General features: G+C 51.8%; 20 protein-coding genes and 2 pseudogenes. 14 read left to right on the top strand and 8 right to left on the bottom strand.

Annotated elements, in window-relative coordinates; translation table 11 throughout:
- Nucleotides 1-61: 61 nt before the first annotated feature.
- A complete protein-coding gene (sodC, locus tag IAE30_RS26925) occupies nt 62-580 on the top strand; it encodes a superoxide dismutase family protein (protein WP_034821608.1) in 519 nt (172 codons plus the stop codon).
- Between the two features lie 134 nt (nt 581-714).
- Nucleotides 715-1182: a hypothetical protein gene (locus IAE30_RS26920; protein WP_038647270.1), complete on the top strand. Its 468-nt coding sequence runs from the start codon at nt 715-717 to the stop codon at nt 1180-1182.
- Here the strand turns inward: IAE30_RS26920 and IAE30_RS26915 are convergent, their stop codons facing one another.
- Genes IAE30_RS26915 through IAE30_RS26905 form a run of 3 tightly spaced genes read right to left on the bottom strand, consistent with a single transcriptional unit; the run spans nt 1183 to nt 4291 of the window.
- Nucleotides 1183-3183, bottom strand: a complete 2001-nt coding sequence (locus IAE30_RS26915) for an FUSC family protein (RefSeq protein ID WP_200681311.1) — start codon at nt 3181-3183, stop codon at nt 1183-1185.
- 7 nt (nt 3184-3190) lie between these two features.
- Nucleotides 3191-4048, bottom strand: a complete 858-nt coding sequence (locus IAE30_RS26910) for an HlyD family secretion protein (protein WP_038647266.1) — start codon at nt 4046-4048, stop codon at nt 3191-3193.
- Nucleotides 4049-4054: 6 nt separating this feature from the next.
- The gene (locus IAE30_RS26905) at nt 4055-4291 is read right to left on the bottom strand and encodes a DUF1656 domain-containing protein (RefSeq protein ID WP_038647264.1); all 237 of its coding nucleotides are present in this window, start codon (nt 4289-4291) and stop codon (nt 4055-4057) included.
- A 152-nt stretch (nt 4292-4443) separates the two neighbouring features.
- Here IAE30_RS26905 and slyA point away from each other — a divergent pair, with 152 nt between their 5' ends.
- Entirely contained in the window at nt 4444-4881 is a 438-nt protein-coding gene (gene slyA / locus IAE30_RS26900; protein WP_034821588.1) for a transcriptional regulator SlyA, read from the top strand.
- A gap of 41 nt (nt 4882-4922) precedes the next feature.
- Here the strand turns inward: slyA and slyB are convergent, their stop codons facing one another.
- Nucleotides 4923-5390 carry an outer membrane lipoprotein SlyB gene (gene slyB / locus IAE30_RS26895; RefSeq protein ID WP_034821586.1) on the bottom strand — a complete coding sequence of 156 codons (468 nt, stop codon included), beginning with the start codon at nt 5388-5390 and terminating at the stop codon, nt 4923-4925.
- Between the two features lie 285 nt (nt 5391-5675).
- Between slyB and anmK the strand changes: the two genes are divergently transcribed.
- From anmK to pdxY, 5 genes are all read left to right on the top strand, one after another.
- Nucleotides 5676-6797: an anhydro-N-acetylmuramic acid kinase gene (anmK, locus tag IAE30_RS26890; protein WP_045834199.1), complete on the top strand. Its 1122-nt coding sequence runs from the start codon at nt 5676-5678 to the stop codon at nt 6795-6797.
- 10 nt (nt 6798-6807) lie between these two features.
- Nucleotides 6808-7137 (top strand): MliC family protein, encoded by a 330-nt coding sequence (locus tag IAE30_RS26885; RefSeq protein ID WP_038647260.1) that lies wholly within the window; start codon nt 6808-6810, stop codon nt 7135-7137.
- 14 nt (nt 7138-7151) lie between these two features.
- A complete protein-coding gene (gene pdxH, locus IAE30_RS26880; protein ID WP_045813987.1) occupies nt 7152-7808 on the top strand; it encodes a pyridoxamine 5'-phosphate oxidase in 657 nt (218 codons plus the stop codon).
- 139 nt (nt 7809-7947) lie between these two features.
- Complete coding sequence (gene tyrS / locus IAE30_RS26875) at nt 7948-9222, top strand: tyrosine--tRNA ligase (RefSeq protein WP_045813988.1); 1275 nt, start codon at nt 7948-7950, stop codon at nt 9220-9222.
- Nucleotides 9223-9276: 54 nt separating this feature from the next.
- Entirely contained in the window at nt 9277-10137 is an 861-nt protein-coding gene (gene pdxY / locus IAE30_RS26870; protein WP_045813989.1) for a pyridoxal kinase PdxY, read from the top strand.
- Between the two features lie 88 nt (nt 10138-10225).
- On the opposite strand, the gene gstA is transcribed toward pdxY, so the two are convergent.
- From gstA to dtpA, 3 genes are all read right to left on the bottom strand, one after another.
- A complete protein-coding gene (gene gstA, locus IAE30_RS26865; protein ID WP_197079560.1) occupies nt 10226-10831 on the bottom strand; it encodes a glutathione transferase GstA in 606 nt (201 codons plus the stop codon).
- Between the two features lie 74 nt (nt 10832-10905).
- Nucleotides 10906-11814, bottom strand: a complete 909-nt coding sequence (locus tag IAE30_RS26860; RefSeq protein ID WP_038647250.1) for a LysR family transcriptional regulator — start codon at nt 11812-11814, stop codon at nt 10906-10908.
- A gap of 156 nt (nt 11815-11970) precedes the next feature.
- Complete coding sequence (gene dtpA / locus IAE30_RS26855) at nt 11971-13479, bottom strand: dipeptide/tripeptide permease DtpA (protein ID WP_045813990.1); 1509 nt, start codon at nt 13477-13479, stop codon at nt 11971-11973.
- A gap of 652 nt (nt 13480-14131) precedes the next feature.
- Between dtpA and IAE30_RS26850 the strand changes: the two genes are divergently transcribed.
- Complete coding sequence (locus IAE30_RS26850; RefSeq protein WP_200681310.1) at nt 14132-14821, top strand: CTP synthase; 690 nt, start codon at nt 14132-14134, stop codon at nt 14819-14821.
- A 32-nt stretch (nt 14822-14853) separates the two neighbouring features.
- Here the strand turns inward: IAE30_RS26850 and IAE30_RS26845 are convergent, their stop codons facing one another.
- Nucleotides 14854-15882 (bottom strand): zinc-dependent alcohol dehydrogenase family protein, encoded by a 1029-nt coding sequence (locus tag IAE30_RS26845; protein ID WP_370585639.1) that lies wholly within the window; start codon nt 15880-15882, stop codon nt 14854-14856.
- 652 nt (nt 15883-16534) lie between these two features.
- Here IAE30_RS26845 and IAE30_RS30160 point away from each other — a divergent pair.
- From IAE30_RS30160 to IAE30_RS26825, 5 genes and pseudogenes are all read left to right on the top strand, one after another.
- Nucleotides 16535-16706: pseudogene (locus tag IAE30_RS30160) on the top strand (type VI secretion system tube protein Hcp); the annotation flags it as partial.
- A 353-nt stretch (nt 16707-17059) separates the two neighbouring features.
- The gene (locus IAE30_RS26840; RefSeq protein WP_200681309.1) at nt 17060-19582 is read left to right on the top strand and encodes a type VI secretion system Vgr family protein; all 2523 of its coding nucleotides are present in this window, start codon (nt 17060-17062) and stop codon (nt 19580-19582) included.
- A gap of 2 nt (nt 19583-19584) precedes the next feature.
- Entirely contained in the window at nt 19585-21192 is a 1608-nt protein-coding gene (locus tag IAE30_RS26835) for a triacylglycerol lipase (RefSeq protein ID WP_200681308.1), read from the top strand.
- Nucleotides 21189-22286, top strand: coding sequence for a T6SS immunity protein Tli4 family protein (locus IAE30_RS26830; protein ID WP_200537332.1), 1098 nt, complete (start codon nt 21189-21191; stop codon nt 22284-22286). The genes IAE30_RS26835 and IAE30_RS26830 overlap by 4 nt, the downstream gene beginning before the upstream one ends.
- Nucleotides 22287-22438: 152 nt before the next feature.
- Nucleotides 22439-23473, top strand: a pseudogene (locus IAE30_RS26825) (DUF2345 domain-containing protein); the annotation flags it as partial.
- Between the last annotated feature and the right edge of the window lie 2 nt (nt 23474-23475).

The following is a 23475-nucleotide window of genomic DNA, read 5'->3' as shown; positions in this document are numbered from 1 at the left end:
TACGGCAGCCTGGTCCATTCCGGTCCAGGCTTACAAAGCATTTCAACCGTAAGGAGACGTTATGAAGAAAATCCTCATCGCCACGCTGGCGTTGGTTTGTGCTGCTGGGGCACAGGCCGCCTCTGAAGAGGTGACCTTGCATGAGGTCACCGCACAGGGTATCGGGGCAGCCATTGGTAAAGTCACTATCAGTGAAACGCCGTATGGTTTGCAGTTTGCTCCCGCGCTGACGGGCCTTAAACCGGGTATCCACGGTTTCCATGTGCATGCCAAAGGCAGCTGTGAGCCCGGGCAGTCGGATGGCAAAACCGTTGCGGCCGGCGCAGCGGGTGGGCATCTGGATCCACAAAATACCGGTAAACATCTTGGACCTTACGCCGATGGCCATTTGGGCGATCTGCCTGCCCTGTATGTCACTGATGATGGCAAGGCCGATTATCCCGTGGTTGCGCCACGAATTAAATCGCTGAGCGAAGTCAAAGGTAAGGCATTGATGGTCCATGTGGGTGGCGATAATCATGCTGACCATCCACAACCGTTAGGCGGAGGCGGTGCCCGATTTGCCTGCGGTGTGATTTAACGTTATGGACGGCAGGCCATCTGCCGTCTGCCTCTTTTCAATGCCGGAAAAATTCTGACCCACTTTCCCGCTTCACTCCGCGCGATATCCGTCCTAGGATGTTGATTCAGGAATAGAACCTCTCAGGGGCAGGAATGAAAACGCGTGGGATTTTGCTGTTATGTGTATTACTCGCGGGATGTGATCAACCCAACGAAACGCAGTTGAGATTAGATACCAGCCGCCAGTTACAGCGCACCATTGACACCAACCCACTGCGTGCAAGTTGCGAAGATATCGCCCGCGGTCGGGAATGGCTGACCCCGCACACGCTTGAGCGTTTACAGGCGCAGGGTTGTCAGAATGTGCTGCGCAGTGCCACTGAAACCAATTTCCTGCACACCGAATTTTTTCATCGTTCGTTAACCACCGTGTGTGGCTCAATCCGCGGCAAAAGCTTCACCGGTACGTTTCTCGATCGTCGCTTTATCTATTCGTATGAAGAGCGATACCTGGTGATTGAGCCGATGACCGAGCAAGATAAAACTCGTTTTGAAGGGCACAAAACCTTGCAGCAGCTGCAGGACGATTTCAACCGTCAGACCACGCAGTATTGCCAGTAATCAATCCGGCACCGCCTGACTCAGTTGCGCCAATGAGCAGCGCAGACGCCATAAAATGCCCGCCAGTGTATTGGCCTCGCTATCAGGCTGCTGCTCAAGTTGCGCAATCATACCCTCCAGCTCATCGAGCGTGGCCTGCAACGAGGTGTGGCGCACGCCGCGCAGGCTCATAATCCGTTGTAAATCCTGCAAGCTACTATCGCGCATTTGCGCCAGAGTGCCTGAAGCGGGTCGCCATTCGCGTAATTGCCAAACGATGTGAGAACAGTTGAGCAGTACCACGCCCCAGCGCAGCAGCCAGACACGCGCCTGTTCATCACGACTATTGCTCAGCTGACTGATGTGATGATAAATCTGCGATTCAAAGTGGCTTTCGCTCCTGCGGGGATGTCGTCGCAGCTGGTCCAGAAACGCATCACGTAACGCGCGAATATGTCGACGGCTGCGGCGTGCATCGGAGCTGGGACGCAGTATCTGAAAAGCCATCCATGCCAGCAGTACGCCACACACTTTTGCCAGGTTATCATTGAGGAAGCTTTGATAATCCCAGTCTGGCGGATTGGTGACGGCAATAAAGGAACCCATAAAAACAATAAATTGCCCCCACATTCCCGCGCGTTTTTTCTGCTGTAGCTTAAATAGTTGCAAGGTCATCAGCAGCGGAAACAGCACCAGCAGAAATTGCCACAGAGCGCTGATCTGCACCATCAACCCGTATTGTAATAAAAAACTGAACAGCGACAGCCACAACAGGGTTTTCAGCAGCAGTGATACGCTGCCGCTGGGAGAGGGTGCGGAAGAGTAAAGCACGCAGGCAATGGCCGTCAGCGTTAACGCTGCCGCGCCTGCATCCCATTGCGTGCCAATCCAGAATGCGCAGCCCAGCATGATGACGCTGAAAGTGCGCAACGCACTCCAGCCGGCCTCGGCGCTGTCACTTTCACGTGCCAGTGAGGGCACTTTCGGGGGTTGAAAGCGTGTATCGGCATCAGCGCGTTCAATCAAACGTATCCAGCGATTGACGTTGAGGTAAACCCAACAGAAGTAGCGCAGACGCTGAACAAAGGCGCGCTGACGATAATCGCCGGTGGCTTCTGGTGTCACGCTGCGCAATATCCGCGCCAGGCGATATTTATCACACTGCGGTAATGCCAGTTCATGTAACAACTGCTGAATGGCGGTGTAGAGTTCCGGGGGCGCGTCCGGCCAGTTAAGCAGCATGCGGCGCAGACTGGAGAGGACACTGGTCAACCGTAACTGCTGGTGCAAAACGTAATTAAGCACGTTGTTCTGACGGCGATAGCGGTAGTGACTCCAGAATGCCTGAATACGCAAAAGGTTCATGGTGAGAATCTGGCTGATGACATTCTCATGTGCGGTGCGTACGTTGTCAGTACTGCTTTGCTGCAACAGTAATATCGCATGATCGAGCAGACGGGCGTGCATTTGCCGCAGTGAAGTCATCAAGGTGTTGCCATCTGATGTACTGGGCAACACCATCATCATCAGCCCGGCACAAAGAATCCCTGAAATCACCTCGCAAACGCGCGCCTGAGTGATATCCCACAACTGGGTGACATCGGTAATGTTCACGCTGCTGAAGGCGATAATTGCAGCCGTGTACCCGGCCAGTGAGAAGGCGTACGCGACGTTGTTTTGATAGTGGTTGGCGATCCAGGTACAAAACGCCAGCCAGCCGGCCATGAAAAAGGCAAACAACCAGGGCTCGTTGAGCGTATGCCCGGCAATCAGCAGTGCGGCGGTGGCACCGAGCAGGCTGCCCACAATTCGGCCCAGACTTTTACTGATCGCCCCGCCCACGGTCGGGAAACTCACCACGGCAGCGGATGTCATCGCCCAATAAGGTTCATCCAGTTGCAGCGCGTACGCGATCGTCAGTGCCAGGCACATCGCAATCGCATTACGCAAGGCATAACGCCATTGGCCGCCGGTTGCTTTAATCCACGGCAGATTTTGCCAGGCCAGCCATTGCAAATTCATGAGGGCCTCAATGCGCGATGGAAATCGTGCAGGTGGTACCCGCCACCAGCGGAACATCATCCGGTATGGCTGCTAATCGAATGCGCACCGGCACGCGCTGTGCCAGACGCACCCACGGCACATTGGGTTTAATGTCCGGTACTAATCCGCTGTCCGTCGCAACGCTCTGATCGTAGATGGCGCGCCCGATGCTCTCGACTTTGCCCTGTAAGCGAGCACCGTTGCTGTAGAGCACGATTTGCGCGTCTGCGCCGGGCTGAATGTGACGCAGTTTGGTCTCTTCGAAGTAGCCCATCACATAGTAGGAGTGACTATCTACCAGTGCGAACAGCGGCGTTCCGGCAGTGGCGTAGTTACCGGGACGCAGCGTCAGGTTGCTGATCCAACCGTCGGTGGGCGCAGTCAGGGTGGTTTGTTGCAGATTCCAGCGCGCCTGATCCAGACTCGCCTGCGCAGCTTTAGCGGTGGCTGCGGCGGCGTTCGCCGTCAGTCGCGCCGCGTCCATATCTTCTGCTGAGATTACATTACGTGGCAGGCTGGCACGGCGATTGGCCTCATGTTGAGCTTTAGCCAAATCGGATTGGGCCTTCGCCAACTGGGCATCCGCATTATCGAGGGCGATTTGCCAGGGAACGGGATCAATCTTCAGTAAGGTGTCACCTTTATGTACAAACTGGTTGTCTTGTACCTTTAGATCAATGATGCGTCCTGAGACTTCAGGAGTGATATCCACCAGCTCCGCGCGTACTTTGCCATCACGCGTCCACGGTGATTGCATGTAGTAGTTCCACATCCACCAGCCGGCAATCAGGGCCAGGGCAAACACCACCAACGTTGAAAAATATTTAAAAGGGTTGAATTTCATGGTGATTTATCCGAGGCTCAGTATCCACAGTGCGCCCGTGACGCACAAAACAAACAGGGAAAGATCCATCAAGGTGGGATGCCAGATGTCGCCGGAATACATCCAGCCGCGCAGCAAGGGGTGAATCAGTAACCAGAAAAAGAATCCCAGCAGCACAGCTTTAAACAGCGGCGGAAAGAACAGCGAGGCACCGAATACCAGGTCGGTTAGCGGAGCAGTGGCGGAAAGTGCGGTAATGGACACGTGTCTTCATCCTTCATTGTCCCAGGTTCTCTCTCAAACTAGCGTAGAAGAGAGCGTGCCGTCTGGCCTGGGATTTGTAATTTGTCCTGTAAACTCGCAGAATAGTGTAAAATCTGGCTTGATAGCTAGCAAGCTAATTATAAGGAGATGAAATGGATACGCCCCTCGGTACAGACCTGTCTCGGCTGGTACGCATCTGGCGTGCCTTGATTGACCAGCGTTTGAAGCCGCTTGAGTTGACACAAACGCATTGGGTGACGTTACACAATATTCATCAACTTCCGCCAGAGCAGTCGCAAATCCAGCTGGCAAAAGCCATTGGTATTGAACAACCTTCATTAGTGCGTACGCTGGATCAGTTGGAAGAGAAGGGATTAATTACGCGTGCCACCTGCGCTAACGACCGTCGTGCCAAACGCATTAAGCTGACAAAGCAGGCCGAGCCGATTATCGAGCAGGTTGAAAATGTGATTGATGCTACCCGCGATGACATCCTTTCGGGCATCAGCCTCGAAGAGATTAATCAAATGGTCACGCTGATTGCTCGACTGGAAAAAAACATTCTCGAGTTCCAGAACCGCGAGAAATAAAAAAACCGACGCGCTGGCGTCGGTTTTTTTTATCTGTTCGCTTAGCGTGGTGAAACGGTCACCTGGCTGCCATTCGACGCCATGACGACGCGCTGACCCACTGAGTAACGGGTTGCGGCCTGCTTCTGCACCACCATGATGGTGTTGCCATCGTCTTTACGGATTTCCAGCTCAACACCGTCAGACTTGTTGACCGCACCCTGCACGCCCTGGCCTGCTACGCCGCCGAGTACTGCACCACCTGCCGTAGCCAGACTACGACCGGTACCGCCACCAATGGTGTTACCGAGGAAACCACCCAGTACCGCACCACCAATTGCGCCAATCACGTTATTTTCATCGCCACCCTGGATTTTAACCGGGCGAACCGACACCAGAGTACCGTATGAGACACTTTGTACTTGTTTGGCTTCATTGGCGCTATACACATCACCGGAAAGGGTGTCATTGCTGACACAACCTGCCAGCGTTAGGCCGGTCAGTGCCACGGCTACAAAACGCTTAATCATCAGAAAGCTCCTTAATGCAAAAAAACGCCATGTTCTCGTCCTCTACAGCAAGAGTATAAGACAGAAAGCTGGCAATTGACTCTATGTCCAAATAATACGCGGCTGAGGCGAAGGATAGACCATTGCCCCTCAACAAAAATTCAATTTCGTGCTGAAAATATTTTATCGCTGAAATGCCGTGTGCTGTGCGGTTGAAAAGCGGAATTTTATCATAGAATTAGCCGCTGATATTTGCCAGGCTAAACAGAATCATATTGCAGACTCGCGCGTGGGTAAGGAACCGCTATGAAATCAGGACGCTATATTGGTGTGATGTCCGGCACCAGCCTCGACGGGGTAGATGTCGTACTGGCGGTCATTGATGAGCATATGGTGGCGCAGCAGGCCAGCTATTGCCACCCGATGCCGCAGGAAATTCGTCAACAGGTGCTGGCGATCTGTCAGGGTCAATCGCTGACCCTGTCGCAACTGGGTCAGTTGGATACCCGGCTAGGTAAACTGTTTGCAGAAGCGGTGTTAACGCTGATGCAGCAGCAATCGCTGGAAGCCAATGACATCATGGCCATCGGTTGCCATGGTCAGACCGTGTGGCATGAGCCGCAAAGCGACGCCCCGAATACGCTACAGATTGGGGACAGCAATCAAATCGCCGCAGCCACGGGGATTACCGTGGTGGCCGATTTTCGTCGTCGCGACATGGCCTTAGGCGGACAAGGCGCGCCACTGGTTCCCGCGTTCCATCAGGCGTTACTAATGGACAGCGTTGAACGGCGTATGGTGCTCAATATTGGCGGTATTGCCAATCTGTCATTGTTGATTCCCGGCCAGCCGGTGCGTGGGTTTGATACCGGGCCTGGCAATATGCTGATTGATGCCTGGATTTGGCGCCATCAGGGCTTGCCCTATGATAAAGATGCCAACTGGGCGCGCAGTGGTCAGATCGTGCCTGCACTGCTGGATGAAATGCTTAACGATCCTTGGTTCGCGCTGCCGCCACCGAAAAGTACCGGTCGTGAATATTTCAATCTCGGCTGGGTTGAACGTCAATTGCAACGTTTCCCGGCGCTGGCACCGCAGGATGTGCAGGCCACACTCAGTGAACTCACCGCCCTGACCATTGCCCAGCAAGTTCAGCTCAATGATGGTTGCGATCGCCTGCTGGTGTGTGGTGGCGGCAGTCGCAACCCATTGCTGATGGCGCGGCTGGCGGCCCATTTGCCGGGAACAGAAGTGGGGACGACGGATGACGCCGGGATCAGTGGTGATGATATGGAAGCGTTGGCCTTCGCCTGGCTGGCGTTTCGCACCTTGTCCGGTTTGCCAGGCAATTTGCCTGCCGTCACCGGTGCACGGGAAATGAGTGTATTGGGTGCCATTTATCCGGCGAATGCCCGATTGACACGTTAAGGAGTGAAAGATGAAAAAAATCGTTATCCTGTTGAGCTGTGTCGTCACGATGAGTGGCTGCGGCATGATGCACAAAGAGCAGCCGACACCACAGACATTGCGCTATCAGTGCGGCACGTTACCGTTAACGGTGACACTGGACAATCCGAAGCAGCAGGTTAGCTTTATTCTGGATGGTAAACCGCTCACCTTAACCCAAACCGTATCGGCCTCGGGCGCGCGTTACAGCGACGGCACTTATGTCTTCTGGTCTAAAGGCAATGGCGCTTTTGTTGAGCGTAATGACAAAATCGTGATTAATGACTGTGAATTGCAAAATGCGGATGCGTCCGCCCAGTAACCAAGAGAATCAGCATGAGCGACAGTGACAGCTTGCAAAACATTGCCCATTTACGTCGTGAGTACACGCGCGGCGGGCTTAGACGTAACGATTTGCCAGACAATCCGCTGGCATTGTTTGAACATTGGCTCAAGCAGGCGTGCGATGCCCAACTGCCCGATCCAACAGCAATGACCGTCGCCACCGTTGACAGCAGCGGCCAGCCTTATCAGCGTATTGTGTTGCTGAAACATTACGATGAACAAGGCATGGTGTTTTACACCAATCTGGGCAGCCGCAAAGCGCTGCAGTTGGCGGACAATCCGCGCATCTCGCTGCATTTTCCATGGCACTTCCTTGAACGCCAGGTGATGGTGTTAGGGGAAGTGGAAAAACTGTCGCCACTGGAAGTGCTGAAATACTTTAGCAGCCGTCCGCGTGACAGCCAGATCGGCGCCTGGGTGTCGAAGCAGTCGAGCCGAATTTCGGCGCGCGGCGTGCTGGAAGGCAAATTCCTCGAGCTGAAGCAGAAATTCCAGCAGGGTGAGGTGCCTTTACCCAGTTTCTGGGGCGGATATCGCGTTAAATTCCACACCGTGGAGTTCTGGCAGGGCGGCGAACATCGCCTGCACGATCGCTTCCTCTACCAGCGTGAAGCCGATGGCTGGACTATTGACCGTTTAGCCCCGTAAAACTGCGTTTTACCCCCTTTCAACGCTGGCGCAGTTGGCGTCAGCGCTTTATGCTATAGCCCTCATTTTTTTCGTATCCGCATCTCAGCGGAAAGCTGTGTACCAGCCTAGGTGCAGTCTGATCAATTTGGAGTCAGTGATGACCAGCAGTAACCTGATACAACAATTGCAAGAAAGGGGCTTAGTCGCCCAGGTAACGGACGAGGAAGCGTTAGCAGAGCGACTGGCGCAAGGGCCAATTGCACTCTATTGCGGCTTCGATCCGACCGCTGATAGCTTGCATTTGGGCCATCTGGTGCCGCTGCTCTGCCTGAAACGGTTTCAGGACGCCGGACACAAGCCGGTCGCGCTGGTGGGTGGTGCCACCGGTCTGATTGGCGATCCCAGCTTTAAAGCAGCAGAACGTAAACTCAACACCGCGGATACCGTGGGCGAATGGGTTGAGAAAATCCGCAACCAGGTTGCGCCTTTCCTCAGCTTCGACTGCGGTGATAACAGTGCCATCGCAGCGAATAACTACGACTGGTTTGGTGGCATGAACGTGCTGACCTTCCTGCGTGACATCGGTAAGCACTTCTCGGTGAACCAGATGATCAACCGCGAAGCGGTGAAACAGCGTCTGAACCGTGAAGATCAGGGCATTTCTTACACCGAATTCTCCTACAACCTGCTGCAGGGTTACGACTTTGCGGAACTGAACAAGCGTCACGATGTGGTGCTGCAGATTGGCGGTTCCGATCAGTGGGGCAACATCACGTCAGGTATCGATCTGACGCGCCGTCTGCATCAGCAGCAGGCATGGGGCTTGACCGTTCCGCTGATCACCAAATCTGATGGCACCAAATTCGGTAAAACCGAAGGTGGCGCAGTGTGGCTCGATGCGAAGAAAACCAGCCCATACAAGTTCTACCAGTTCTGGATTAATACCGCAGATGCTGACGTCTATCGCTTCCTGAAGTTCTTCACCTTTATGAGCATTGAAGAGATCAATGCGCTGGAAGAAGAAGATAAGAACAGCGGTAAAGCGCCACGCGCGCAGTATGTGCTGGCAGAGCAGGTGACGCGTCTGGTGCACGGTGAAGCCGGTCTGACAGCCGCTAAGCGTATTACCGACAGCCTGTTCTCCGGCAGCCTGACCGAGATGACTGAAGCGGACTTCGAACAGCTGGCGCAGGACGGTATGCCGGTGATCAATCTGAATGCAGAAGATGACCTGCAACAGGCGTTGGTGGCGGCAGAGCTGGTGCCTTCGCGCGGTCAGGCTCGTACCATGATCGGTTCCAACGCCGTTTCTCTCAACGGTGAAAAACAATCTGACGCCGAGTATCGTTTCAGCGACAGCGACAAACTGTTTGGTCGCTTCACGCTGTTGCGTCGCGGTAAAAAACACTACTGCCTGATTAACTGGCAGTAAGGTTCGAGGGCCGGTTTCCGGCCCTTTTTTATGGCAAGGCAGTACAGGGCAATAATGAAAAATATCCTCGCAATCCAATCACATGTGGTTTACGGCCACGCCGGTAACAGCGCCGCCGAATTCCCGATGCGTCGTATGGGCGCAAACGTTTGGCCGTTGAACACCGTACAGTTCTCTAACCACACGCAGTATGGTCACTGGACCGGTACTGTGATGCCTGCCACGCATCTCACCGACATCGTCAAAGGCATTGCGGCGATTGACCGTCTGAAGACCTGTGATGCAGTGCTGAGCGGTTATTTAGGGTCTGCGGAGCAGGGCGAGCAGATTCTGGAGATCGTGCGTCAGGTAAAAGCCGCCAACCCGAACGCCTGGTTCTTCTGCGATCCGGTGATGGGCCATCCCGAGAAGGGCTGCATCGTGGCGCCTGGCGTCGCGGAATTCCATTGCAAGATGGCGATGCCGGCCAGCGATATCATCGCACCGAATCTGCTGGAGCTGGAAATGCTCAGTGGCCATGAAGTGGCAAATGTTGAGCAGGCGGTAGTGGCGGCACGCGCGTTAGTGGCGCAAGGGCCGAAAGTGGTGCTGGTGAAGCATCTGGCGCGTGCTGGTCGTCGCAGCGATCGGTTTGAAATGCTGCTGGTCACCGCTGATGAGTGCTGGCACATCAGCCGTCCGCTGGTGGACTTTGGCGTCCGTCAGCCGGTGGGCGTGGGCGATTTGACCAGTGGTTTACTGCTGGTCGATCTGTTGCACGGCAAATCGTTGCAGGATGCGCTGGAGCACGTTACCGCAGCGGTTTATGAAGTGATGCTGAAAACCCATGAGATGGGCGAGTACGAGTTGCAACTGGTCGCGGCACAGGACGCGATTGCGCAACCGACTCAGCACTTTGCCGCCGAGAAGCTGTAAAGCTTACACCGCGCAGATCAAGCGGGCGACCCTCCGGTTGCCTGCTGACAGCATGAATAACAGGCGCACAGGGTGCGCCTGTCTATTGTTAAACCAAACCTTCCGCTTTCAACGCCGCTTGCACCGCTGGACGTTCTGCCACACGGTTGAACCAGGCTTCCAGCGCGGCTAACCCGCTCAGATCCAGCTTGATGGCTTTTGCCCAACGTGTAACCACAAACAGATAGACATCGGCCACGGTATAACGCAGACCCATCAACCACTGCTTGTCTTGTAGCGCTTCATTCACAACCTGATATTTCTTCTCTAACTGCGCCCGCACAATGGCTTTGTACTCTTCCGGGGTATCCGGACGGAACAGCGGTGAGAAGGTTTTATGCAGTTCACTGCTGACAAAGCTCAGCCATTCAATGGTGTGGTAGCGCGTCAGGCTGCCGGTGGGTGCCAGCAGATTGCGGTCTGGCTTCAGATCCGCCAGATACTGCACAATAGCAACGCCTTCGGTTAACAAACTGCCGTCATCAAATTGCAGCGCAGGAACCTGTCCTTTGGGGTTAATCTGCCAGTAATCGTCTCCCTGCTCTGTGACCTTTTTCTGCAGGTCAACATTGACCTGGGTAAAGTCCAACCCGCATTCACGCGCAACAATATGCGGTGACAGCGAACAGGCACCGGGCTTGCAATAGAGTTTCATCATGGCTTCTCCTGGAAGTGTGGTTGTGATCGAAACAGCATAAAACTGCTAAATAAAAATACCAGTGACAGTGATCAGGAATCCGGCGCTGCCTTTGGCTTTTCTGCAACGAAGCAGGGTAGCGAAGGCAGCTGTTCAAGCGCAAATTCCCAGAACTGTCGTACTTTTGGCGTCATATTTTTTACCCGCTGAGTCACCAGTTGCACCGGTAGCGGCGCAGGTTCCCACTCAGGTAATAAGTGGATCAGTCTGCCCTCGCGCAGATCTCCCAGCACCTGATATGACAGCAAACGGCCAATCCCCTGGCCGCCGCGCAGCGTTTCCAGCTGGCTTTCAATGTCGTTGACGCGCAATCGAGGCAGGATCCGCACGCGCAAGTCCTGGGCAAAGCGCCATTCTCGCGTGTGCCGCAGGCTGGTGATCACTGCATGCTGAGTGAGTTCACTGGGATGTGAGGGGGCCCCGGCGCGTTGTAAATAATCGGGACTGGCCACCAGGGTAGAACGTACGCTGCCCACCTTACGTGCCACCATCGAGGAGTCCTGCAGTTCGCCGATGCGCAGGGCGATATCCAGGCCATTTTCAATTAAATCCTGATAGCTGTCGCTCAACACCACTTCAATCTGCATCTCGGGATGTTGCTGTAAGAAGGCATTTACCAGCGGCATGATGTGAAGGCGGCCGAATGGCACGGGGGCGGTAATGCGCAGGAGTCCTTGTAAGCCGCTGTGATGCGCGCTGTCCAGTGCGCTGTGGTAATCACTTAATAACTGTCGCGCCTGTTCGAACAGGCGCCAGCCCGCTTCTGTGGGTGCCAGTTGTCGTGTCGTGCGCTCTATCAGGGTGGTGCCGAGACGGGATTCAAGTGCGCTTAATGTGCGGGTAATCACCGGTGGGGATCGCTGTAGCAGACGTGCGGCGCCCGCCAGGCTGCCTTGCTGAATTACTGCGACAAACACCTGAAGTTCTTCGAATCGATCCATGACGATGACCGCTTGCTTAACAAGAAGCCGTCATCATGCGGGTTATGGGATGAAAAGCGAAGCACTGACCGCAGGAAACGTTAAAGCGAGGGAAAGAAATGCGTTACAGGAAATAAAAAAGCCGGGCGTTGGCCCGGCTTCGTGACATCACATCCATTACTGATTCGCGTTGGCGCTTTTCAGTTCAGGCTGTGTAGCATCATTCTGCGTCATGCGGTTGAGCAGTGGCGCGGTGATCAGCATCAGGATGGCGATCACACCGGTAGCAATACCAATCTGCTGGAACACATGGCTGTAAACCTCCAGCGAAGCATGCGGATCGGTCACATCATTTGGCACGGCCATCAGATTAGCCACTTTACCGGCAATCATTGCGGCACCCGCCGTGGTCAGGAACCACGAGCCCATGATGAAGCCCATCAGACGCTGTGGGACTAACTGTGCCACCATCGCCAGGCCAAGACCGGAAATCATCAATTCGCCCACGCTCTGCAGTGCATAGCTGATGATCAACCAGTTCACCGAAACAATACCGGCATCGTTAGCGAATTTGGCACCAAACGGCAGCACCAGGAAGGCTGCAGAGCAGAGCACCATACCAATCGCGAACTTATGCGGCATCGGCAGTTTGTCGCCCAGCTTGTTATATACCGCCGCCAGAATCGGGCTGGCCAGCATGATCCAGAACGGATTCAGCGCCTGGAACTGTTCAGGTTCGAAGGTAATGCCCAGAATGGCATGCTCAACGTTACGAATGGCGAAGAAGTTCAGTGAAGTCGGCATCTGCATGTACAGCACGAAGAACACAATCGCTTCGAGCATTAACAGGAAGGCGACGATCATCTTACGGCGAGCCGCGCCCTGCAGCGCAAAGGCTTCTTTCGCGAACACCAGCACGATGCCAATGGCAATCACGCCCAGCGCCATGCGTGCAATGCTTTGGTGGTGCAACAGCCAGGCCGCAATGGCAACCAGCGCCACCACACCCACCAGCGTCATCAGCAGTTTGCTGACGTTCAGTGGAGCAAAGTCCGGTTTAGAACCGTAGTTTTTCACCAGGCGCTGGCAGAACAGGAAGTTCAGTAAGGTAATCACCAGACCCACCACGGAGAGCGAGAACGCTGCGCCCCAGCCGTAATGTGCAGCCAACCACGGTGTCAGCATCATCGAGAACAGAGAACCGATGTTGATCGACATATAGAACATGGTGAATGCACCGTCGATGCGCGGATCATCTTTCTCGTAGCAGGTAGACAGCAAAGAAGAAGGGTTGGCTTTGAACAGACCACTACCTACGGCAATGGTCGCCATACCTACATACACCATCGCGGTATCATGGCCTGAGAAGGCGATCAGCGCATAGCCGAGTGCCAGCACGATAACGCCGAGCACAATCACACGTTTGGTGCCCAAGACTTTATCGCCCAGCCAGCCGCCAATCGCGACCATGCCGTAAACCAGGGCGCTGAACGAGGTAAACAGGGTAATAGAGTCCGCTTCGGACATCCCCAACTGTTTCACCAGGTAAACGGCCATGATGGCTTGCAGACCGTAGTAGCCGAAACGCTCCCACAGTTCGATGGAGAAGATTAGATAAAACGCTTTCGGCTGTTTGAACGCGTTGAGGCTTACTGCCTCGTCAGTGTGTTTGTTTGCAGTTGACACTTGTACCTCAGTTTATACATAGCCTGTTTTGCGACAGGAATTAAGTCTGCGTCGGGCTGAGTAATCCCGCGCAACATTGTTATTAGAAAGGAAAAACGGCGCCTAATTTGGCTGAATCAGACCAACAGGGCAAGCATTTTTTGCACGCTGAAATACTTGTAACAGGTAGGGTTAATGCCGTTATAAGAAGTTGTAAATCAGTGTTAAATATTGCTGTGTGGCATTATATCAGAATAAACGTGTTAACTGGAGATCCTTTGGATCATTTTCCTGATATAAACCGCTTAAGGTCTCTTTTGCAGGATATAACGCTGTAGATGATAATTTATACCAAAATAAAGACCGCATATGCGCACTTACTAAGCACAATTGCTTGATTGTTGAGCGTAATAGGCTGGCTAAAGTTTCCAAATGGCTAATTTGTTGATCCTGCGCACAAAATTACGATTTAATTAAAACCGTAAAAGAAGTAAACGATTGCGTGGTCAACATCCGTCGAGTTAATCACCATAAAAAAGAACATTTAACCGTATAAAAAGCAGGCATTAACCTAAATGCGCGTTAACGAAAGTGAGTGATACCTCGCTAAAATGCGCTTAGACAGCTCTGGATGTTTGCTGTAACCTCGTTTTTTCCCTGAAAGGACGTAACCATGACGCAGTCAGTTCGTGTCGCCCTTGTTGGCGATTACCGTGCCAATGCCGTTGCACATCAAGCCATTCCTCCTGCTGTTCAGTTTGCCGCAAAATCTCTCTCGCTCGACGTCACCGCCGACTGGATCGCCACTCCTGACATCAATCAACATCACTGGAACGATTACGATGCCATTTGGGTGGTGCCGGGCAGCCCGTATCTCAACGACGAAGGTGTCTTTGCAACGATCCGCTGGGCGCGTGAAAACCACAAACCGTTCCTCGGTTCATGTGGCGGTTTTCAGTATGCGGTGGTGGAGTACGCCCGTAACGTGCTGGGCTGGGAAGATGCCGGGCATGCGGAAACCGATGAGGGTGGACGCTGGGTGATTGCCCCGCTGGCCTGTTGGCTGGTGGAACAGCGCGGCACGGTGGCTTTCGAGCCCGGCTCAAGGATTGCGCAAGCTTACGGCGCGCTGGAAAGTGATGAAGGGTATCACTGTAATTTCGGCGTGAACCCGGAATTCAGTGACGCGCTGGCGACCCATAATCTGAAGATTACGTCGTGGGATTTGGATCGGGATGTACGCGGTGTTGAACTGACCGATCATCCGTTCTTTGTCGCAACGCTGTTCCAGTCAGAACGGGCGGCGCTGCAAAATCGACTATCACCGCTGGTGGTTGCCTGGCTGCAGGCTGCGGCAAAATAATCGATTAAACTGAGAGGCCGCATAGCCTCTCTTCACCGGTCCAGACACAGCATAGGCTTGCGTGACCGCCCTGACTGGTGATAACTCTCGATGGCCGCGCGCCACTCGCTCAACGGGAAAATCTCCACTTCGCCGCATTCGCTGTTGTGCAGCAGCGGCCAGAGCGCGAAGAAAAGCTGCTGCCACTGCGCCGCGCCAATATCGCCCAGGGTGTGCCGCACATGAAACCAGTGCAGCGCCGGACGGTTGGCATTCACTTTTACCGGCGTGCCGCTTAACACTCCGTAAGCCACAAAGTGTGCGTGCTCAGGTAGTGCTTGCCAGATGAGCTGTCCCACATCGCCACCCACTGCATCAAAAACGATATCTGTTTGTGCACTCACCGCTTTCAGTGTTTCCTGCGCAGTATCCTGCAACGCAGTCAGGCCCAGTGTATGCAACCTTTCTGCATGTGCTGACGCGCGATACACCACCACAACCTGATGTGCACCATGCAGTTGAGCCCACTGAGCCAGCAAAAGTGCGCAGGCGGATCCACCCGCCGTGATCAGTACGTTTTTACCGCTGACCGGCCATTGCTGCAACATCAGCAAAGCGGCAAGCGGATTGATATAGGCGCGAGCCGCCAGCGTGCTGGGGATGTCCTCTGGCACCGGAATAGCGAGCTGCGGATCGATATCCACATAATGTTGCCAGCAGCCGACACCGCGCAGCGGCAGCACACGTTGGCCAACCCGATGTTGAAAAGAGGGGGGCGCGGCGATCACCGTACCCACACCTTCGTAACCGGCTACCTGTGGCGGCGCGACACGGTGACGATAAGCACCGGTTATAGGGATCAGGTCAGACGCGTTAATCGGCGCATAGTGCATTTGTACACGCAACAAGTCAGCGGGACGTGGGGCTAAAGGGGAGGATTCCAGCGTCAGTACATCAATAGGATCGCCAAACTGCCGATACCACAGCGCAAGATTGCACTCGGTCATCGGCATAGGCTCAGACTTGGGTTTTGGCGTCAAATTGGGATGGTGAAGTCCCAAATAACCATTATTTAATGCCATGAGGTTTTAGCTTAAGGACGATTTCTTTTAATTCTACATGACCACTTTTGTTTTTTTCCATTAATAGCAACCCGTTAATGCATTGGATTATACCCTTTCGGTTAAAGCCCAGACCTGCCGGCATCTCTGATAGAAAGGAAAATGTGTCCCAAACTGAGTGCTATTTGTGAAACAGAGATAGCGGCGGCGCATTTCCCCCTCAACCTCGGCAATGTGTACCGAGCGCAATGTTCACTGCAATCTCCCCCAAAGTAATCCCCAGATGAAAATTGTTAGATCTGCTTACTGGTTTTCTCTCATTTAAACGAAATGACCGCCTGAAAATAAATTTTCTTAAAAAAATTTTTCAGATATTCCTGATTAAGTTATGAGCTATCTAACAATGACTTAAAGTCAAATTTAAGAATTTCCTTATACAAATCAGCGATAAACGGTCGTGGTAGAGTGTTGATTTAGGTCCGTTAATTACTTTATATTCGCGCACGAACTCACAGGAAAAGTCGGGTCTTAATGCTGTTCTTCACTATTTATACGATTGAATCATGAGTAGGGCTTATCAAGCTGGTGCTTTGAAAGTTCGTTCCAATTTACGCCAGTACCTGCACACCGCAGGGGCGCATAAGTCAATCGAGCTTCCCCTCACGTTCATAAGGAGAACGTAAGGGTGGCGAAGATTAACCCTTGATGCACGACATCAAGGGCACTTATAAAAAGAAGCACAACTACCTGGAGCAGATTGAACTGCGCAGCGAATAAAAACCTGGACTTACAAGGATGTCAAAATCATTCATTCCAATTCCTTGAACGAACGCGCCTTCGCGTAAGCCCGCGTGGGTGGTTCACTGTCCGCTTTTTCAGAGGTTCGCCTGCGCGCAAATACGCCTCTGAAAAATACACCGATTTACAGATGCCTCAGACCTTATAGGCCTCGGTTAACGGCCAGGGGCGGTAGCGTGCCTGAAACAGAGTGTGAATTTATCAATTTTAGTCGTCGCAGCAGTCGTATGACAATCACTGGTGGCGGTTTTTCCTTGTGGAAAAGTATGCGATATCGGTGACGTTAATCCCTGATAGCTTGATAAAGAAGTCAATATCGGCAATCAAGAAATAAAAATATTACTGACGTTATTCTCTCTGCAATTAGTGGGAGACATAACAATTCGTCATCAAGGAGAGAATGACAATGATCCCCTCTGGCCTAATAGAAAAAACAGCATCGGCAATTTCCTCTACGCTCAATCGTTATTCTTTATTGATTCCAGCCTGCAATTCACCGATTGATGTGGAAAATCTTACGGGCATGGAAGCGCTGAGCGAGAATTACCTTTACAGCGTGATGTTCACCAGCCCGGATAATGACATTTCGCCAGACCGGATGCTGCGCAAAGCGGTCACGCTGACTATGGGCATTGGACCTCTGCAGAAATTCGAATCGCAGAAGATTGTTCACGGTTATATTACCGATTTCCGCCGCCTGACGGGTTCCGCCGACCAGGTCAGTTATCTCATTATTATTGAGCCCCGCTTTGCGCTTCTGGATAAGCAATACCGCACACATCGCTTCTTTGTGAATAAATCCGTGCCGGAAGTCGTCAGTCAGATACTGGATGAACATGGTTTTCACGGATGGGAATATGAGTTCAGCCTGAAGCATGACTATCCCAGAAGGGAACAGATTAACCAGTATCAGGAAAGTGACCTGAAGTTTGTTCAGCGTCTGCTGTCTGAAATCGGCATCTTCTACTACTTCACGCTTCAGCCCGACACACAGACTGAAGTCATCCGGTTTGGCGACACGCAGAGCGCTTATTCTGAGCAGAAATCGCTGCCGCTGAACAGCCCATCGGGTCTGGAAGACAACGCTCGGGAATCCATCTGGAATCTGAATCTGAGCCACAGCGTGGTTGAAGCGGGTGTGGTAGCCAGGGATTACAACCACCGTGAGGCGCAGCGTGTGCTGCGGTCGGTGAAGGCAGATATGACGCGGGGTGATGGTGACAACATCTCTTACGGGGAGGTGTATCACTATCGTCCGCGCCATCCCTACAGCGGTGATAAGTATGTTCCGGAGGCCGAGACCGCAAACTTTTATGCCCGTCTCGACCATGAACGTTTTCTTGCCCGACAGACGCTGATAACGGGTATATGCAACGACGCCTTTATCAGCCCGGGCCACGTTTTGTCAGTTACCGAGAAAGGCATACCCACGCTGCCTGCGCAGTTGCAGACGCCCTTTTTCATCACCCGAATCAATGTCAGTGCGAGCCGGCGCTCCGCATTCCAGGCCAGTCTGAATGCCGTGCCTTACAGTGAGACGCTTTGCTGGCGTCCCGCTCTGCTTGCCCGGCCTAAAGTCAGCGGCACCATGACGGCTCGTGTGACCAGCGCGAAAGACAACGACATCTACGCCTGGCAGGATGCATCCGGGTTATACCGTGTGGTGTTTGATGCGGACGAGGAGGGCAAGGATCGCGGTCTTGAAAGTATGCCCGTTCGTCTTGCTAAACCTTACGGTGGGGATATGTATGGCTTCCATTTCCCACTGATACAGGGGACGGAGGTGGCCATAGCGTTTCGTGAGGGAGATCCGGACCAGCCCTATATTGCTCATGCACTGCATGATTCACGTCATGTTGATCACGTTACTGAGAAAAACAGTACCCGCAACGTTATCCGCACGGCTGGCCTGAACAAGCTGCGCATGGAGGACAAGCGTGGTGAGGAGCATATCAAGCTCAGCACGGAGTATGGGGGGAAGACGCAGCTTAATTTAGGTCACAATGTTGATGCGCGGCGTGAGATTCGTGGCGAAGGAGCAGAGCTGCGGACTGATAATCATATCGCCATCCGTGGTGGCAAAGGCGTGTTTATCAGTGCGGATATTCAGCCTCAGGCACATGGGAAGATGTTGTCGATGCAGGATGCTCTTAGCGAACTTCAAAAGGCGCAGCAGTTAACTGAGTCCTTGCGAAGTGCAGCAGAGATGGCAAAAGCCGAATTGGCGGATTTACAAACCCAGAAGTCGCTTTTGAGTGATGCCATCACAGAGCTGAAGCAGTCTGCACTACTGCTCTCAGCGCCAGGCGGCATCGCGCAAGCCACGACTAAAAGCCTGCAACTGTCAGCAGGTGAAAACCTCATTGCAACCAGCTGTAAAAACACTGACTTCAGCGTAATGAAAGCTTTCACGGTGGCAGCGGGCGAAAGAATCAGCCTGTTTGCACAGAAGCTGGGACTGAAGTTACTAGCAGCGAAGGGGAAAGTCGAAATTCAGTCTCAGAGTGATGAGATGTTGCTGGATGCCTTCCAGGATGTACGTATCAGTAGTAGCGAAGGTAAAGTTTTCATTCGTGCCAAACAGGATATTTTGCTGGTAGGTAGCGGTGGTGCTTATCTGAGAATAGGAAACGGTGAAGTAGAGAGCGGTGCCCCGGATAAAATTATTCAGCGCGCAGCGGTATGGCAAAAATTCGCTGGTCAAAGCGCAAGCGAAATGTTTAATACCTGGCAACAGGGTAATTATGAACTCAACACGCAACTCATCCGGGCAGGAACCAAAGAAGCGGTAAAAAGTCATCAGGGGAATGTGAGTAGTGATCTCGGGAAGACATCAGCTAATTCAGATGCTGCAGGGAAAATAGCCCCTCAAAGCTTTCCTGACATTGCCAGCATCAATTTAAACTTGAACAAGGAGCGTTAGTCATGTCTGAGGAAAAAACGACACCAAAAATTGAGCCGACATTTGATGAAGATGGTAATGCTTGTTATCAGTTGTTTAGCACGCCTAAAGAAAAAAACATTGTTCAGCAATGTGTCGTGTATCCAGACCGGGTTATTCCAGTCATTTTTATTCCGGGTGTAATGGGCAGCAATTTAAAAAGTGATGCTGAAGACGGATTAAAGATCTGGCGCCTGGATAGCAATGATCAGATTGCTGGTGACTGGTTTGGCACAAATGCTGAGACTAGAAAGAAAAAGTTGGATCCAAAAAAAGTCGTTGTCGATGATGGTGGGAAAATAGACGAAAAATCAGAGCTCTACCTTCTTAAAACTCGTCGGGAACGCGGCTGGGGAACCGTAGGTTATACCAGTTATGCTACTTTCCTTAACTGGCTACAAAATACGCTCAACGACTTTAATGATGGTGACTCTAATGAACGTGCAAGTTTGCTACAGACTACGCTGAAAACGGAGAAGGGTGATGTATCACTAAGTAAGGAAGAGGTGGATTTGACATACCGCTATCTCTTTCCTGTCTTTGCTTTGGGGTATAACTGGCTGCAATCAAACTCTGATTCAGCAACAGCGCTGGCTAAATACATAGATAAGCAAATTCAGTTTTACCGGCAATATGAACGGCAGTGTGAGAAGGTTATTTTGATTACCCACTCTATGGGGGGCCTGGTTGCAAGACACTATACGCAGCACCTCGGAGGAGCAGATAGGGTACTAGGGGTAATACATGGCGTGATGCCAGCGCTGGGAGCTGCGGCGACTTACCGCAGAATGAAAGCAGGAACAGAAAACGGTTCAGGGAACGCAAAGGGATGGGTTGCTGCTCAGGTGCTGGGAGGAAATGCCAAAGCCATGACTGCAGTCCTCTCACAGTCTTCCGGCCCTTTGCAGTTGTTACCTGGGAAAGCCTACGGACAGCACTGGTTGAAGATAACGGATGATAAAACTACTCATGCATTTCCGGAAGAAGATCCTTATAGCGAAATTTATTTGCAGCGGGATAAGTGGTGGGGATTGTGTGAAGACCAATTTATAAATCCCAGCAAAAGCTTAAATCAAGCAGGTTTGGACAGGGACTGGGAAACATTCTCAAAAATAATACAACGTGAAGTTAAGCCTTTTATTGAGGAGCTTTCTGGGAAGTATCACCCCCAAAGTTGGGCCTTCTACAGTGCAGATAAGACCTATCGATCATACGGCGACGTCTGCTGGCGAGCCAATACACCGCGTGTAGATGCATGGCTGAATCGTAATCGTCAGCGTGACGTGCTGGCAGGTCGCGCGGTTGATAAAACCGAGATGCTTGATAAGCGAAGTATTTCATCGCCCTTGTCCGGAAACGGGTGGGCAAAAGGCATTCATCAGACTTTTCAATTGTTGTCTGCAGAAGAAGCGGGGGACGGTACGGTGCCAGTTCGCTCCGGATGTATTGCTGAACACTATTTACAGGCAAGGTTTCAGGTTTCGGTCGAACATGAGCCTGCCTTCCAGAACCAGTTGGCGCAGCAGTTTACCTTGCGGGCGCTTGTGAAAATTGTTCAGAACATAAAACAGACAACGCTGAGGGATGAGTGAAAATTAATAAAACTATTCTCGCGCTAGTACTTTTATTTGCCGTTTTTTTCGGATGGTACGGTTATAGCTGGCTGCCGCCACGAATCAATTTAAGTTCTGAGGAGCGTAAAAACGTGACACATTTTTTACAAGAAGCGGTCACTCGCTGTTTTGGTCGTTACATGATTGACCTTCCTGAAACATATACTATTACACACGATAATGTTATGGCGTTTATTGATGGAATGCCGATTAAATATAAGCGTATATATCACCCGGCATTTAAGCAAAAAATTCGCTTGAGGGAGGCCGAACTATCCGCAACGAAAACGTTGAGGCCTCTGGATATGCCTTATCTTAAGGGAGTTTATTCCTTACCTGACGGTATGGAAGGGATCATATTTGAAAGAAATAAAAGTACACAGGTTGTTGACGCATCACGTATACTTGAAGCGCACCTTTATACCAATGGCGTTGCAATAGAAATAACTTTAGAAGCCGATAATGGATTGTCATCACGTTATGATGAAGAACGAAAGTTGACCCCTGAAATCTACGGTGATACTGTTCCGAAAAAACTGGTTGAGCTAATAGATTTTCTCACGCGTATTTCCGGTAAGCAGGAGAATGAAATCCCTCAAGAACCAGGGTTTTGCCTGCCAGAATTATTTATTAAAGATGGAAATGCTCAACCTAAAGAGGAAGTTAGTGCGAATTACACTTCTTTAGAATACCCCGCTATAAAATTTCATTTTGACAGTGATAATTATAGCGCCTCTGAAGATTCTCTACTGGAAAGAAGCACCATGATGGAGCGCAACATTAAAAAGGCGGGAGGCTATACTATCCTCAGTGGTCGTCGCGAAATAAATGGATTATACGCAGAGCAGTGGTTAGCGCAGGGACAGTTAAGTAATACCAATGGTGAGCAAGCCCTGCGATTTGTCATTAATATCAATGAAAAAACGGCATCTCCCAAGCATCCAATGTTATCTCTGACGTTCCTGCAGCAGGGCCTGGAGGGCGAGCGACGTCTTACAGAGGCCGAAGCTGTAAGTATCTGGCAGCAGATTACCGACACTATCCGTATCCGCCCAAATGCGATAGCAAAATAGCCTGCTTCAACTAATTATTAGTGCATCGTATGACATATAGATTTTTTTGCACTGAATGTCGCCTGTCTATTGCCAGACATTCTTTCATGCAATGTAAATTGTCATTCCATCCAAATATTTTTTGCTGTTTTTAATCAAAGGCTAGTACCCACAATGTTATCCGCACGGCAGGGCTGAACAAGCTGCGCATGGAGGACAAGCGGGGTGAGGAGTACATCAAGCTCAGCACGGAGTATGGGGGTAAGACGCAGCTTAATTTAGGTCACAATGTTGATGCGCGGCGTGAGATTCGTGGCGAAGGAGCAGAGCTGCGGACTGATAATCATATCGCCATCCGTGGTGGCAAAGGCGTGTTTATCAGTGCGGATATTCAGCCCCAGGCACATGGGAAGATGTTGTCGATGCAGGATGCTCTTAGCGAACTTCAAAAGGCGCAGCAGTTAACTGAGTCCTTGCGAAGTGCAGCAGAGATGGCAAAAGCCGAATTGGCGGATTTACAAACCCAGAAGTCGCTTTTGAGTGATGCCATCACAGAGCTGAAGCAGTCTGCACTACTGCTCTCAGCGCCAGGCGGCATCGCGCAAGCCACGACTAAAAGCCTGCAACTGTCAGCAGGTGAAAACCTCATTGCAACCAGCTGTAAAAACACTGACTTCAGCGTAATGAAAGCTTTCACGGTGGCAGCGGGCGAAAGAATCAGCCTGTTTGCACAGAAGCTGGGACTGAAGTTACTAGCGGCGAAGGGGAAAGTCGAAATTCAGTCTCAGAGTGATGAGATGTTGCTGGATGCATTCCAGGATGTACGTATGAGTAGTAGCGAAGGTAAAGTTTTCATTCGTGCCAAACAGGATATTTTGCTGGTAGGTAGCGGTGGTGCTTATCTGAGAATAGGAAACGGTGAAGTAGAGAGCGGTGCCCCGGATAAAATTATTCAGCGCGCAGCGGTATGGCAAAAATTCGGTGGTCAAAGCGCAAGCGAAATGTTTAATACCTGGCAACAGGGTAATTATGAACTCAACACGCAACTCATCCGGGCAGGAACCAAAGAAGCGGTAAAAAGTCATCAGGGGAATGTAAGTAGTGATCTCGGGAAGACATTAGCTACTTCAGATGCTGCAGGGAAAATAGCCCCTCAAAGCTTTCCTGACATTGCCAGCATCAATTTAAACTTGAACAAGGAGCGTTAGTC

Source organism: Pantoea sp. S61 (assembly GCF_016625145.1).
GTDB classification, from domain to species: Bacteria; Pseudomonadota; Gammaproteobacteria; order Enterobacterales; family Enterobacteriaceae; genus Pantoea; species Pantoea rwandensis_B.
This window is presented reverse-complemented; position numbering and strand designations above follow the sequence as displayed.